General features: G+C 50.5%; 11 protein-coding genes. 7 read left to right on the top strand and 4 right to left on the bottom strand.

The annotated features are described in order from the left end of the window. Nucleotides 1-71: 71 nt before the first annotated feature. Together HEN33_RS08235 and yeiP are read right to left on the bottom strand one after the other, a co-directional pair. Nucleotides 72-1538, bottom strand: coding sequence for a mannitol dehydrogenase family protein (locus tag HEN33_RS08235; protein ID WP_032184621.1), 1467 nt, complete (start codon nt 1536-1538; stop codon nt 72-74). A gap of 222 nt (nt 1539-1760) precedes the next feature. Beyond that, a complete protein-coding gene (yeiP, locus tag HEN33_RS08230) occupies nt 1761-2333 on the bottom strand; it encodes an elongation factor P-like protein YeiP (RefSeq protein ID WP_001136827.1) in 573 nt (190 codons plus the stop codon). A 154-nt stretch (nt 2334-2487) separates the two neighbouring features. Between yeiP and HEN33_RS08225 the strand changes: the two genes are divergently transcribed. After that, nucleotides 2488-2742: a YkgJ family cysteine cluster protein gene (locus tag HEN33_RS08225; protein WP_000389030.1), complete on the top strand. Its 255-nt coding sequence runs from the start codon at nt 2488-2490 to the stop codon at nt 2740-2742. On the opposite strand, the gene setB is transcribed toward HEN33_RS08225, so the two are convergent. Next, nucleotides 2739-3920: a sugar efflux transporter SetB gene (gene setB, locus HEN33_RS08220; RefSeq protein ID WP_000551973.1), complete on the bottom strand. Its 1182-nt coding sequence runs from the start codon at nt 3918-3920 to the stop codon at nt 2739-2741. The genes HEN33_RS08225 and setB overlap by 4 nt on opposite strands. A gap of 367 nt (nt 3921-4287) precedes the next feature. Here setB and fruB point away from each other — a divergent pair, with 367 nt between their 5' ends. From fruB to HEN33_RS08190, 6 genes are all read left to right on the top strand, one after another. Continuing rightward, nucleotides 4288-5418 (top strand): fused PTS fructose transporter subunit IIA/HPr protein, encoded by a 1131-nt coding sequence (fruB, locus tag HEN33_RS08215; RefSeq protein ID WP_000487253.1) that lies wholly within the window; start codon nt 4288-4290, stop codon nt 5416-5418. Further along, a complete protein-coding gene (gene fruK / locus HEN33_RS08210; protein ID WP_000091263.1) occupies nt 5418-6356 on the top strand; it encodes a 1-phosphofructokinase in 939 nt (312 codons plus the stop codon). The genes fruB and fruK overlap by 1 nt, the downstream gene beginning before the upstream one ends. 16 nt (nt 6357-6372) lie before the next feature. Further along, the gene (gene fruA, locus HEN33_RS08205; RefSeq protein ID WP_176263386.1) at nt 6373-8064 is read left to right on the top strand and encodes a PTS fructose transporter subunit IIBC; all 1692 of its coding nucleotides are present in this window, start codon (nt 6373-6375) and stop codon (nt 8062-8064) included. A gap of 423 nt (nt 8065-8487) precedes the next feature. Continuing rightward, a complete protein-coding gene (locus HEN33_RS08200) occupies nt 8488-9429 on the top strand; it encodes a pseudouridine kinase (RefSeq protein ID WP_032171598.1) in 942 nt (313 codons plus the stop codon). Next, nucleotides 9417-10355: a pseudouridine-5'-phosphate glycosidase gene (gene psuG / locus HEN33_RS08195; protein ID WP_001292440.1), complete on the top strand. Its 939-nt coding sequence runs from the start codon at nt 9417-9419 to the stop codon at nt 10353-10355. The genes HEN33_RS08200 and psuG overlap by 13 nt, the downstream gene beginning before the upstream one ends. Nucleotides 10356-10448: 93 nt before the next feature. Beyond that, nucleotides 10449-11699 (top strand): NupC/NupG family nucleoside CNT transporter, encoded by a 1251-nt coding sequence (locus HEN33_RS08190; RefSeq protein WP_176263385.1) that lies wholly within the window; start codon nt 10449-10451, stop codon nt 11697-11699. A gap of 70 nt (nt 11700-11769) precedes the next feature. On the opposite strand, the gene HEN33_RS08185 is transcribed toward HEN33_RS08190, so the two are convergent. Further along, complete coding sequence (locus HEN33_RS08185; protein ID WP_176263384.1) at nt 11770-12468, bottom strand: transcriptional regulator YeiL; 699 nt, start codon at nt 12466-12468, stop codon at nt 11770-11772. Nucleotides 12469-12549 lie beyond the last annotated feature (81 nt).

Raw genomic sequence — 12549 nt, 5'->3', positions numbered from 1 at the left:
CTAAAAAAGGCAGAAAAGAGAAGGGGAGAGCGGACGAAGGCGAGCTTCATCCGCTTTAACCGCAGAAATCGTTAAATTTTGAGGGTGTTTAATAGCGCCTGATGCGCGCCGAATTGTGCGATTTGCTGCCAGGCTTGTTCGATAGCCTGTACAAAATGCGGGTTATCTGGCAGATCATCACCGAAAACTTCACGCAGAGAAAGCAGGGCGGTTACGCGTTGTTCACTGCTACTGCCCGCAACAAGTTCGCAAATTTTATCGCTAAGCGGATCGCGAACATCAATGGCATTTCCGGCATCATCAACGCCGCTGACGTAACGCATCCAGCCTGCAACGCCTAATGCCAGCAACGACCAGTCCGTTTCGCGCGCCAGATGTATGCGAATACCTGCCAGCATACGTTGCGGTAATTTCTGGCTACCATCCATTGCGATTTGCCAGGTCTTATGTTTCAGCGCCGGGTTAGCAAAACGTGCAATTAACTTATCCGCATATTGTGTTAAATCGACATCTTTAATTCGCAGTGTCGGCGCTTGCTCATCCAGCATTAATGCTCTGGCGGCATGGCGAAATGCGCGATCCTGCATGCAATCACTGATGTGCGCGAATCCTGAGAGGTAACCCAGATAAGCGAGAAAAGAGTGGCTGCCATTAAGCATACGCAGTTTCATCTCTTCCCATGGCAGGACATCATTCACCATTTGTACACCGGCGACTTCCCAGGCAGGACGCCCAGCGACGAAGTTATCTTCCACCACCCACTGGATAAACGGTTCGCAGCTAATCGCGCAGGGATCATTCACCCCCAGATGTTGGCTGATTTCCGCCAGTGATTCGTCGGTTGCTGCCGGAACAATACGGTCGACCATGGTTCCCGGAAAACTGACGTGTTCTTTTATCCACCCGGCGAGTTCTGGTGAACGTTTTTCCGCCATCCCCTGCACCGCGTTTTTCACCACATGGCCATTGTCGGGAATATTGTCGCAGGAGAGTACGGTAAACGGTGCAAGGCCGCGTTCACGGCGTCGTTTCAGTGCTTCGACGAGAATACCCGGCGCGGAGTGAGGTTCTTCAGGATTTTGAAGATCGTGAATAATCCGCGGATTGCTGGTGTCGAGTGCACCGGTGGCCGGGTCAATACAATAGCCTTTTTCGGTAATCGTCAGGGAAACAATTGCCACCTGTGGCTCGCAAAATTTCTCAATAATTGCCGCTAAGGAATCCAGTTTTGCATTCAGGCATTCGTGAACGGCACCGACAATTATCGCCTGATTGCCGTCCGCACCTTTCTCCAGCACGGTATATAAATGGTTCTGTGCGCGGAGCTGGCTCATCAGTTGATCGCCGCTGAACAAGCTGATCTCACAGATCCCCCAGTCGCCGCCCTGGGCATTCAGCACACGATCGGTCAGTAACGCCTGATGTGCGCGGTGAAAGGCTCCGAAGCCAAAATGAACGATACGTGATTGCAACTGCTGGCGATCGTAGCGTGGAGCGTGTACCTGAGGCGGGAGCGTAGCGGAGGCGATTGTATTCATAGGAGTCACGTCTTAGTAACGATTGATTAACAATGACAGTGTAAAGTTATATGACAGAAATTGAAATTGGTCTGGATTGTTAATGCGATGAAGTGTGAGGGCGATCAATGAACTGGTGAATATTACGGGAGAACTATATTCAGGAAGCGCAAAATAGAAGATTGGTATAATAAATTAAAAAAGGGACAGTCTGAGCTATCCCTTTTCTGCATGCGGCTGAAGTTAGTCAGCACGACCCATATAACGACGTTCTTCGATATGAATACGAATTTTTTCACCCGGGCTTAAGTATTCCGGTACCTGAATCACCAGACCAGTGCTCAATGTCGCCGGTTTGTTACGGGCGCTGGCAGATGCCCCTTTGATGCCTGGTGCGGTTTCAACGATTTCCAGATCAACGGTCTGCGGCAGCTCAAGCGCCAGCAGTTGACCGTCCCAGGTCAGCACCTGCATGTCCGGCATGCCGCCCTCAGGCATAAACAGCAACTCTTCTTCAATCTGATCTTTGGTGAAGGTATACGGGGTATAGTCTTCTTTATCCATAAAGACATATTCGTTGCCATCGACATAGGAGAAGTCAACGTAACGGCGGGTCAGCGTCACGGTGTCAACGATATCATCTCCTTTGAAACGCTCTTCTACTTTCAGCCCGGTACGGACATCAGAAAAACGCATTTTGTACAGCGTAGCGGCACCGCGGGCAGTGGGCGACTGAATATCAATGTCCTTAACCAGCAGCAGTTTGCCGTTGTAATTCAGTACCATACCTTTTTTAATTTCGTTCGCTCTTGGCATCGAAAAATTCCTGTAGTCGAAAATGTCAAAAATATCGCGACAAAGTACTCGCGACGGGCCTTTCGGGCAAGTGGTATTCGCACTTTTGCTGGTGCAAAAAAGGTGGTACTGTGCGCGCTCATCAATCCGGTGGTTAACCTTAAGAGAACAACGTATGGAATGCCGTCCGGGTTGCGGGGCGTGTTGCACTGCCCCTTCAATTTCCAGCCCTATTCCCGGTATGCCAGATGGCAAGCCCGCCAATACGCCCTGCATTCAGCTTGATGAACAGCAACGCTGTAAAATTTTCACCTCGCCACTGCGGCCGAAAGTCTGTGCAGGCTTACAAGCCAGCGCTGAAATGTGCGGTAACTCGCGTCAGCAGGCAATGACCTGGCTTATCGATCTGGAAATGCTGACCGCGCCTTAAACATCTTTAATCCGCAGTAAGCAAAACAGAGTGGCGATAATCATCACCATCGCAAACCAGAACACAGCGTGATAATTCCAGATCTCGGCGACGATGCCCGCCACAGATCCTGCGATGATCCAGCCCACGCGCGACGTGTTGGTATAGAGCGTGGTGGCTGAACCTGCCTGACCGGGCATCAAATCCTGAAAATAGAGCATCCCGATGCCGCCCAGAATGCCAATAAAAATAGCATTTAGCAGCTGCAAGCCCAACAGAATGGCAGGTGAATGCGCCATCAGCATTCCTGCGTAAAAACAGACGCCACCCACGGCAGCAACGCGCATTAAGAAACGCTTACCCAGACGTTTGGCAAAATATCCGGCAATCAACATGGTCGGGATTTCCAGCCCGGCGGCGGTCCCCATCATCACGCCTGCCAGTTTCTCGGGAAGATGCAGTTCGTTGATAATAAATAGCGGCATGTTGATGATGTACAGGCTGTTCGAGCCCCACATCAATGTACAAATGACAAACAGCAGCAGCGTATCGCGACGGTTACGGCGCGGCGCTTCAACCGTGCCGGTCGCCAGCGGAAGCTCTTTTTGCATCGACGGTAAAAACAGCCACACCATCACGCCGCAAACAATAAACGCTACCGCTGCGCTCAGATACATTACCGTAAAGCTGAAACCCATCGCTAAGGCATAAGCCAGCGGCGGGCCAATGACCCATGCCAGTGAAACCTGAGCGCGTAAAAAAGAGCTGAACATCACCGCCTCACGTCCGGTTTTGTCGGCATGTTCACGAGCAAGGGCAAACATTTGCGGGTTAGCGGTCGAGCCAAAGCTGCTAAGAAAGACGCCAACGAATAGCAAAACAAAGTAGTTGCGATTCCAGGCAAAAAGGGTGCAGGCCAGCACGCCTAACAGGCAGCAAAAGACAATCAGCGATTTGCGATCGCCGCGCTTATCAGAGCGCCCGGCGAGAAACTGACTGACCAGAATCCCAATGACAGCGCTGCCGGTAAAGAAGAATCCCACCATCGCCGGACGGGCATGTACTTCATCGGTAAGGAAAATACTGAGTGTCGGGGTTTGCAGAGCGCCCGCAATACCGGTGAGAAAGGCAACGATTAAAAACGCCGTCGAGGTCAGGTCAAACGATTTCGCGCTGGAGACTGCGGGGGAGTTATGCATGCTGGTCGATCACTGGAAGAGGAAGACGCGGAGTTTACGCTGCTTGTTAGAAAATAAACAGACAGCGAAATCAAAAGCGCCACGAATAATCAAAATGCCATTTCACTGTTGCTGATTGTCTGCTGACGCTGCTGAATTGAAATTACTGACCACGGATTTTCCCATCAGCAATTAGGAAAAATGACAAAAAATTGTGCAGCACATCAAACTTTTGCTCATTACTTTACGGCTTTCCTTGCGTGCTGAAACAGAAGTATTATGCTTTCTTGAAACGTTTCAGCGCGATCTTGTCTTTAACCCTAAGCCAGGTTGGCGCTTTTTTTCTCATAGAAGCTGAATCGTTTCAATTCAGCAAGAGAGGAGAACTATGTTCCAGTTATCCGTACAGGACATCCATCCGGGCGAAAAGGCCGGAGACAAAGAAGAGGCGATTCGCCAGGTCGCTGCGGCGCTGGTGCAGGCCGGTAATGTAGCTGAAGGCTACGTCAATGGCATGCTGGCGCGCGAACAGCAAACCTCTACGTTCCTCGGCAATGGTATTGCTATTCCACACGGCACTACCGACACCCGCGATCAGGTGCTGAAAACCGGCGTTCAGGTATTTCAGTTCCCGGAAGGCGTCACCTGGGGTGACGGCCAGGTAGCGTACGTGGCGATCGGTATTGCTGCCAGCTCGGATGAACATCTGGGTCTGTTACGCCAGCTGACCCACGTACTGAGCGATGATTCCGTTGCTGAACAGCTGAAGTCAGCAACGACAGCAGAAGAACTTCGCGCATTGCTGATGGGCGAAAAGCAGAGTGAGCAGCTGAAGCTCGATAACGAAATGCTGACGCTGGATATTGTCGCCAGCGATCTGCTGACGCTTCAGGCGCTTAACGCTGCGCGTCTGAAAGAAGCAGGGGCAGTTGACGCCACCTTCGTCACTAAAGCCATCAATGAACAACCGCTGAACCTCGGACAGGGCATCTGGCTGAGCGATAGCGCTGAAGGCAATTTGCGTAGCGCGATTGCGGTAAGCCGTGCGGCAAATGCTTTTGATGTGGACGGCGAAACGGCAGCCATGCTGGTGAGTGTGGCGATGAATGACGATCAGCCCGTCGCGGTTCTTAAGCGTCTCGCTGATTTGTTGCTCGACAATAAAGCTGACCGTTTGCTGAAAGCGGATGCGGCAACGTTGCTGGCGCTGCTGACCAGCGATGATGCGCCGACCGACGACGTGTTAAGCGCGGAGTTTGTGGTGCGCAATGAACACGGCCTGCATGCTCGTCCAGGTACCATGCTGGTCAATACTATTAAACAATTTAACAGTGATATTACCGTGACAAACCTTGATGGCACCGGCAAACCGGCAAACGGACGTAGTCTGATGAAAGTTGTGGCACTTGGCGTTAAGAAAGGTCATCGCCTACGCTTTACCGCCCAGGGTGCAGATGCTGAGCAGGCGCTGAAAGCCATTGGCGACGCTATCGCTGCTGGTCTTGGGGAGGGCGCATAATGAGCAGACGTGTTGCTACTATCACCCTTAATCCGGCTTATGACCTTGTTGGTTTCTGCCCGGAAATTGAACGCGGCGAAGTGAACCTGGTGAAAACCACCGGTCTGCATGCGGCGGGTAAAGGCATCAACGTGGCCAAAGTATTAAAAGACCTGGGAATTGATGTCACCGTTGGCGGCTTCCTCGGTAAAGACAATCAGGATGGTTTTCAGCAACTGTTCAGCGAGCTGGGCATTGCCAACCGTTTCCAGGTTGTACAGGGGCGCACCCGAATTAACGTTAAGCTGACGGAAAAAGACGGCGAAGTGACCGACTTCAACTTCTCGGGTTTTGAAGTTACCCCCGCCGACTGGGAACGCTTTGTGACTGATTCTCTGAGCTGGCTCGGTCAGTTCGATATGGTCTGTGTCAGCGGAAGCTTACCGTCAGGCGTCAGCCCGGAAGCGTTCACCGACTGGATGACTCGCCTGCGTAGTCAGTGTCCTTGCATTATCTTTGATAGTAGCCGTGAAGCGTTAGTGGCAGGTTTGAAAGCGGCACCGTGGCTGGTGAAACCTAACCGCCGCGAGCTGGAAATCTGGGCGGGCCGTAAACTGCCTGAAATGAAAGATGTGATTGAAGCTGCGCATGCGCTGCGTGAACAAGGTATCGCGCATGTCGTTATTTCACTGGGTGCCGAAGGCGCGCTTTGGGTTAATGCCTCCGGCGAATGGATCGCCAAACCACCGTCAGTCGATGTCGTAAGCACCGTTGGCGCAGGGGATTCTATGGTTGGTGGCCTGATTTATGGCTTGCTGATGCGTGAATCCAGTGAACACACACTGCGTCTGGCGACAGCTGTTGCAGCCCTGGCGGTAAGTCAAAGCAATGTGGGTATTACCGATCGTCCGCAGTTGGCCGCAATGATGGCGCGCGTCGACTTACAACCTTTTAACTGACAGCAGGAGAGGCATAATGAAAACGCTGCTGATTATTGACGCTAATCTCGGTCAGGCACGCGCCTATATGGCGAAGACCCTGCTGGGCGCGGCGGCGCGAAAAGCAAAACTGGAAATCATCGACAATCCGAACGACGCTGAAATGGCGATTGTTCTCGGTGATTCCATCCCGAACGACAGCGCGCTGAACGGTAAAAATGTCTGGCTGGGCGATATTTCCCGGGCAGTTGCGCACCCTGAGCTGTTCCTGAGTGAAGCCAAAGGCCATGCGAAACCTTACACTGCACCGGTCGCTGCGACAGCACCAGTTGCCACCAGCGGTCCGAAACGCGTAGTTGCGGTGACAGCTTGCCCGACTGGCGTAGCACACACATTTATGGCGGCTGAAGCCATTGAAACCGAAGCGAAAAAACGTGGCTGGTGGGTGAAAGTTGAAACCCGTGGTTCTGTTGGCGCGGGTAATGCGATCACCCCTGAAGAAGTAGCCGCAGCGGATCTGGTGATTGTGGCGGCAGATATCGAAGTGGATCTGGCGAAATTTGCTGGTAAACCGATGTATCGCACCTCTACCGGTCTGGCGCTGAAGAAAACCGCGCAGGAACTGGATAAAGCGGTTGCTGAAGCAACGCCGTATGAACCGGCGGGCAAAGCTCAAACAGCGACCACTGAAGGTAAGAAAGAGGGTGCAGGCGCTTACCGTCACTTGCTGACGGGCGTCTCTTACATGCTGCCGATGGTCGTTGCAGGTGGTCTGTGTATCGCGCTTTCTTTTGCTTTTGGTATCGAAGCGTTTAAAGAGCCGGGTACGTTGGCAGCGGCGCTGATGCAGATTGGTAGTGGTTCAGCCTTTGCGCTGATGGTACCGGTACTGGCAGGTTACATAGCCTTCTCCATTGCCGATCGTCCGGGTCTCACGCCGGGTCTGATTGGCGGTATGCTGGCGGTCAGCACCGGTTCTGGCTTCATTGGGGGTATTATTGCGGGCTTCCTGGCTGGTTACATTGCGAAGTTAATCAGTACGCAACTGAAACTGCCACAGAGTATGGAGGCGCTGAAACCGATCCTGATCATTCCGCTAATTTCCAGTCTGGTGGTCGGTCTGGCGATGATCTACCTGATCGGTAAACCGGTTGCTGGCATTCTCGAAGGGTTGACTCACTGGCTGCAGACCATGGGGACTGCGAATGCGGTTCTGCTGGGGGCGATCCTCGGTGGCATGATGTGTACTGACATGGGCGGTCCGGTAAATAAAGCAGCGTACGCATTCGGTGTGGGTCTGCTGAGTACTCAAACCTATGGCCCGATGGCGGCGATTATGGCGGCAGGTATGGTGCCACCGCTGGCAATGGGTCTGGCAACAATGGTGGCGCGTCGCAAATTCGACAAAGCGCAGCAGGAAGGTGGCAAAGCCGCTCTGGTTCTTGGTCTGTGCTTTATTTCGGAAGGTGCAATTCCGTTTGCTGCTCGTGATCCGATGCGTGTGCTGCCGTGTTGTATCGTTGGTGGGGCGCTGACTGGCGCAATCTCAATGGCGATTGGTGCGAAGCTGATGGCACCGCACGGTGGTCTGTTTGTTCTGCTGATCCCTGGCGCTATTACGCCGGTACTGGGTTACCTGGTAGCAATTATTGCCGGTACGCTGGTGGCGGGTTTGGCCTATGCCTTCCTGAAACGTCCGGAAGTGGACGCAGTAGCGAAAGCAGCGTAATAAAAGGTGTGTTACAGGGCAGAAATTTCCTGCCCTGTAACATTTGATGAGCGCAAAGGGAATGACCAGTTTGTGAATGTAATTTTATGAATTTAAATGGTTTTATCTTTCAGTAGAAACTTGAAATGTTCATCAAACACTAAGGTTATTTCCTCAAGGGCAGATTATTTTCTGCCCTTTTTTAGTGTTCCTGTTCTGTGCATCCCGTCACAAATTCCTCACTTTTGTAATTCAGGCATTTAATCGCATTTTGTGAGCCTGCTCAAATCTGCCCATTTTGCCTCTTTGGCGGCAATTTACTTTACGTAAAACATGCATACTATGAGCACATGTTTAAATATGAACACATGTTTAAACCGTCTTTGCAGTATCTATATTCTTGTGGATTGACAGGGTTGGTAATTTTTTACCAGAGGACGTGCTATGCGCGAAAAGGATTATGTCGTAATTATAGGCTCGGCGAATATTGATGTCGCCGGATATTCACATGAATCATTAAATTATGCGGATTCAAATCCAGGTAAAATAAAATTTACGCCTGGTGGGGTAGGGCGCAATATTGCACAAAACCTGGCGTTGCTGGGTAATAAAGCCTGGCTACTGAGCGCCGTAGGCAGTGATTTTTATGGTCAATCGCTGCTAACGCAAACCAATCAATCTGGCGTTTATGTCGATAAATGCCTGATTGTGCCGGGAGAAAATACGTCGAGCTATTTATCATTACTCGATAATACCGGTGAAATGCTGGTTGCTATAAATGACATGAATATTAGCAACGCTATTACAGCTGAATATCTCGCACAGCACCGTGAATTTATTCAGAGGGCAAAGGTCATTGTCGCGGACTGTAATATCAGTGAAGAGGCACTGGCATGGATTCTGGATAATGCCGCCAACGTACCCGTATTTGTCGATCCTGTTTCTGCGTGGAAATGTGTCAAAGTGCGCGACCGTCTAAATCTGATCCACACTCTCAAGCCAAACCGCCTTGAAGCGGAAACCCTGAGTGGGATTGCGTTGTCAGGGCGTGAAGATGTGGCAAAGGTTGCCGCCTGGTTCCATCAACATGGCCTGAACCGACTGGTATTGAGCATGGGCGGCGACGGCGTTTATTACAGTGATATCAGCGGTGAAAGTGGTTGGTCTGCGCCGATTAAAACCAATGTCATTAATGTTACCGGAGCGGGCGATGCCATGATGGCGGGACTTGCTTCGTGTTGGGTAGACGGAATGCCGTTTGCCGAATCTGTTCGTTTCGCACAGGGATGTTCGTCAATGGCGCTCTCCTGTGAATACACCAATAACCCCGATTTATCGATTGCCAACGTTATATCGTTAGTGGAGAACGCAGAATGTCTGAATTAAAAATTTCCCCTGAATTATTACAAATTTCCCCGGAAGTGCAGGACGCTTTAAAAAACAAAAAACCGGTTGTGGCACTGGAATCGACCATTATTTCTCACGGAATGCCATTCCCGCAAAATGCTGAGACGGCAATTGAAGTAGAAGACACAATTCGTAAGCACGGTGCTGTACCTGCAACAATCGCCATTATTGGTGGTGTCATGAAAGTAGGTTTGAGCAAAGAAGAAATTGAATTGTTAGGCCGTGAAGGACATAACGTGACGAAAGTCAGTCGCCGTGATTTACCTTTTGTCGTTGCCGCAGGAAAAAATGGCGCGACCACCGTTGCTTCAACGATGATTATCGCGGCACTGGCAGGAATTAAAGTATTTGCAACGGGGGGGATTGGTGGTGTGCATCGCGGTGCGGAACATACATTCGATATTTCTGCCGATTTACAGGAACTGGCAAATACTAATGTCACCGTTGTTTGTGCCGGTGCAAAATCTATTCTCGATTTAGGATTAACAACAGAATATTTAGAAACCTTCGGTGTACCGTTAATTGGCTATCAGACAAAAGCGCTGCCTGCGTTTTTCTGCCGTACCAGCCCATTTGAAGTCAGTATTCGCCTTGATAGTGCCACGGAAATCGCTCGTGCAATGGCAGTGAAATGGCAAACCGGTTTGAACGGCGGCCTGGTAGTGGCGAATCCGATCCCGGAGCAGTTTGCGATGCCGGAGGAATCTATCAATGCAGCCATAGATCAAGCCGTCGCCGAAGCCGAAGAGCAGGGCGTTATTGGTAAAGAAAGTACACCGTTCCTACTGGCGCGTGTTGCTGAACTGACCGGTGGTGACAGCCTGAAATCCAACATCCAACTGGTGTTCAATAACGCCATTCTGGCGAGCGAAATTGCCAAAGAATACCAGCGTCTCGCGGGTTAATTTCTGACGGGCAGAAAGCCGTCGCCCGTACTGATCATACATACCAAAACCTGGCGCTAGCGCCGGGTTTACTGGCATGAAAGGAAAATCATTATGGATATAATGAGAAGTTTGGTGGGTATGGTGGTATTGCTGGCAATTGCATTCTTATTGTCAGTGAATAAAAAAGGTATCAGCATACGCACGGTCGGGGCTGCATTGCTGCTGCAAATCGCTATTGGTGGCATTATGCTCTACTTCCCACCGGGAAAATGGGCAGTAGAGCAGGCGGCATTAGGCGTGCATAAAGTGATGTCTTACAGTGATGCCGGTAGCGCCTTCATTTTTGGTTCGCTGGTTGGGCCGAAAATGGATGACCTGTTTGATGGCGCGGGCTTTATCTTCGCCTTTCGCGTACTTCCGGCAATTATTTTCGTCACAGCGCTCATCAGCCTGCTGTACTACATTGGCGTGATGGGGCTGCTAATCCGCATTCTTGGCAGTATTTTTCAGAAAGCCCTCAACATCAGCAAAATCGAATCTTTTGTTGCGGTTACCACTATTTTCCTTGGGCAAAATGAGATCCCGGCGATCGTAAAACCGTTTATCGATCGCATGAATCGCAACGAGCTATTTACGGCAATTTGTAGCGGGATGGCGTCCATTGCCGGTTCGATGATGATTGGTTATGCCGGAATGGGCGTACCAATTGACTACCTGTTAGCGGCATCGCTAATGGCGATCCCTGGTGGTATTTTGTTTGCACGTATTCTTAGCCCAGCCACCGAGCCTTCGCAGGTGACATTTGAAAATCTGTCGTTCAGCGAAACGCCGCCAAAAAGCTTTATCGAAGCGGCGGCGAGCGGTGCGATGACCGGGTTGAAAATCGCCGCTGGTGTGGCGACGGTGGTAATGGCGTTTGTGGCAATTATTGCGCTGATCAACGGCATTATCGGCGGAATTGGTGGCTGGTTTGGTTTTTCCAATGCCTCTCTGGAAAGTATTTTTGGCTATGTGCTGGCACCGCTGGCGTGGATCATGGGCGTGGACTGGAGTGATGCCAACCTTGCGGGTAGCCTGATTGGGCAGAAACTGGCGATTAACGAATTCGTCGCTTACCTGAGTTTCTCCCCATACCTGCAAACGGGCGGCACGCTGGAAGTGAAAACCATTGCGATTATCTCCTTTGCGCTTTGTGGTTTTGCTAACTTTGGTTCTATCGGTGTTGTCGTTGGGGCGTTTTCGGCTATTTCGCCAAAACGCGCGCCGGAAATCGCTCAGCTTGGGTTACGGGCGTTGGCAGCAGCAACGCTTTCCAACCTGATGAGCGCGACCATTGCCGGGTTCTTTATTGGTTTAGCTTGAGTTTCATTGCCGGATGTACGCGCTTATTAAGCGTTGCATCCGGCAATCGCGTACTATTCCAGATTAATTTTTACTGCATCATCCCGGAGAATTTATTCTCCGGATCCATCTCCAGCGCCAGCCCTAACAACTGCTTTCTGTTTTTAATCAGATACCCTTTCTTGCTTTTAATTAATAAACCGTCATGAATGAATTGCGCGAGAACATATAAAAGATGTCGATAAGAAACGCCCAAATACTCTGCCGCTTGCGTATGCTTTTCGTGATAAAGATCACCTTCCTGCGAGAGTAATATAAAAGCTGCCAAGCGATTCACTAACGGAAATGATTGATTCTGAGTTAAAGAAACAATATTACGATAATTTTTATGACTTAAGGTGACGCAGAGTTTTCGTAAAAATAGCGTATCGTTTAATAACAGCGGACGGTAATGTTTCATGGGGAGTGCAAGGCACCAACACTCTTCAATCGCCTGTACCGCTCGTGGTTCATGATCTTTATCGATTAACTCAATCTCGCCAATAAAACAGGGTGCAGCAAAGAAATCAATAAGCGACACGCGACCATTAGCAAGCGTGGCGTAAAGCCTGGCGCGGCCTCGCGTCAGGTAAAACAGCCATGACGGCTGTTGCCCTTCCTGCACAATGTAGTCACGTGCTAAAAAATGAAACAGCCGTGTATCGGCTGAAACATCCGTTGAAAAGCAATCCTTACACGCGGACTCACTCATCAATTGCTGCTTAAGATCATTATTGTGGATTTCTTTCACGATGTTTATCCGCTATGAGATTTCTCATATTTAGCATACGTACGCTGTTGTTAAGATTCAATCATCGGCCCGGTCGAATTT

Origin of the sequence: Escherichia sp. 94.0001 (assembly GCF_013369155.2) — a bacterium.
Classification (GTDB): Bacteria; Pseudomonadota; Gammaproteobacteria; order Enterobacterales; family Enterobacteriaceae; genus Escherichia; species Escherichia coli_F.
The sequence above is the reverse complement of the archived record's forward strand: the minus strand, read 5'-3'. Positions and strand labels throughout refer to the sequence as shown.

Coding starts and splice junctions, on each gene's coding strand:
- HEN33_RS08235 (WP_032184621.1), bottom strand. CDS start 1,538: ATGAATACAATCGCCTCCGCTACGCTCCCGCCTCAGGTACACGCTCCA.
- yeiP (WP_001136827.1), bottom strand. CDS start 2,333: ATGCCAAGAGCGAACGAAATTAAAAAAGGTATGGTACTGAATTACAAC.
- HEN33_RS08225 (WP_000389030.1), top strand. CDS start 2,488: ATGGAATGCCGTCCGGGTTGCGGGGCGTGTTGCACTGCCCCTTCAATT.
- setB (WP_000551973.1), bottom strand. CDS start 3,920: ATGCATAACTCCCCCGCAGTCTCCAGCGCGAAATCGTTTGACCTGACC.
- fruB (WP_000487253.1), top strand. CDS start 4,288: ATGTTCCAGTTATCCGTACAGGACATCCATCCGGGCGAAAAGGCCGGA.
- fruK (WP_000091263.1), top strand. CDS start 5,418: ATGAGCAGACGTGTTGCTACTATCACCCTTAATCCGGCTTATGACCTT.
- fruA (WP_176263386.1), top strand. CDS start 6,373: ATGAAAACGCTGCTGATTATTGACGCTAATCTCGGTCAGGCACGCGCC.
- HEN33_RS08200 (WP_032171598.1), top strand. CDS start 8,488: ATGCGCGAAAAGGATTATGTCGTAATTATAGGCTCGGCGAATATTGAT.
- psuG (WP_001292440.1), top strand. CDS start 9,417: ATGTCTGAATTAAAAATTTCCCCTGAATTATTACAAATTTCCCCGGAA.
- HEN33_RS08190 (WP_176263385.1), top strand. CDS start 10,449: ATGGATATAATGAGAAGTTTGGTGGGTATGGTGGTATTGCTGGCAATT.